1 protein-coding gene and 1 pseudogene are annotated in these 1524 nt (G+C 48.2%); both read left to right on the top strand.

What is annotated here, in order from left to right:
- Nucleotides 1-1275 (top strand): annotated as a pseudogene (locus R7Q47_RS24135) (N-acetylmuramoyl-L-alanine amidase); the annotation flags it as partial.
- 22 nt (nt 1276-1297) lie between these two features.
- Nucleotides 1298-1524, top strand: a 227-nt coding sequence (locus R7Q47_RS24130) for an ATP-binding protein (protein WP_318089721.1), incomplete at its 3' end; no start/stop codon positions are given.

Here is a 1524-nt window from a genome sequence, read left to right as displayed (position 1 = left end):
CCAAGCAAACCGGCGACAACCAGCAAAGACATGAGTACCGTACAGCGTGCTCAAGAAGTATTGATCGTGATCGATCCTGGTCATGGTGGTGAAGACCCTGGCTCAATTGGTCCATCTCGTCGCAAGTATGAAAAAGACGCGGTACTGAGCATTTCTCGTAAGCTTGCAGCGCAACTTGATGCGACGCCGGGAATCAAAACGCGCATGACGCGTACCGGTGACTACTTTGTTAACTTAAACCGCCGTGTTGCATTTGCCCGCGAAAATGATGCGCACCTGTTAATCTCAGTTCACGCGGATGCGTTCACATCACCACAACCTCGTGGGGGATCGGTATTCGTATTGAATACGCGTCGCGCAAACACTGAGATTGCTCGTTGGGTTGAGAACCACGAGAAACAGTCTGAGCTGCTCGGTGGTTCTGGCAATGCATTTGTCACGAATACGAAAGACCGCAACGTGAACCAAACTTTGCTCGATCTCCAGTTCAGCCATTCGCAAAAAGAAGGTTACTAGTTGGCGACCGAAATTTTGGGTGAAATGGGACGCGTCGCGCATCTACACAACACCAAGCCAATCAACACTAGCTTGGCAGTATTGCGTTCGCCACAAATTCCATCGGTCCTTGTAGAGACTGGATTTATCTCTAACCCAACAGAAGAGAAACTGCTGTTCCAACGCGCACACCAAGATAAGTTAGCGCAGGCTATCTCTAAAGCGGTGGTTAAATATCTAAAAGATAACCCACCTGAAGGCACGGTGTTCTCACCTTCCTCTAAACCAATGGTGCACATTGTTAAGCGTGGTGAATCGCTGTCTGTGATTGCGAATAAATACGGTACTAACTCGAAAGCGTTGATGGCTGAGAACAAGTTGAAATCGACCAGCTTAGCGGTTGGACAAAAACTGCGTATTCCGTCAGCTGGCAAGATCCAAGTGCCAAGCAAGCCTATTACAGTAGAGACTGAAACGATTACTCATACCGTTAAATCGGGTGAGTTCTTGGGTAAGATCGCAAGCCACTATAAAGTGAAGCTGTCGGATATTCGTCGTGAGAACAACTTAAAATCCGATACATTATGGGTCGGTCAAAAACTTAAGATCACCGTAGCAGTGAAAGATAAGCCGATCCGCAAGCACAAAGTGGCGCGAGGGGAATACCTTGGTAAGATTGCGTCCAAATATGGCGTGAGCGTTGCGAGTATTCGCCAAGCAAACAACTTGCGCTCGGACGAGCTTGCTGTTGGGCAAGTCCTGATCATTCCAAACAAATAAGTAAGTGAGCTTCTAACTCATTATGACGATAAAAATTTTGCCAGCTAGGCTCGCCAACCAAATTGCGGCAGGGGAAGTGGTCGAAAGACCTGCCTCTGTCATCAAAGAGTTGGTGGAAAATAGCCTCGACTCTGGCGCAACCCGAATCGATATCGATATCGAAAAAGGCGGTGCCAAGCTTATTCGTGTTCGTGACAACGGAAAAGGGATTGCGAAAGATGAGCTCGGGCTGGCACTCAGTCGTCATGC

The sequence above is a fragment of the Vibrio sp. Vb0349 genome (assembly GCF_033338975.1).
Note: the sequence above shows the minus strand (reverse complement) of the source record. Positions and strands in the feature narration are given on the sequence as shown.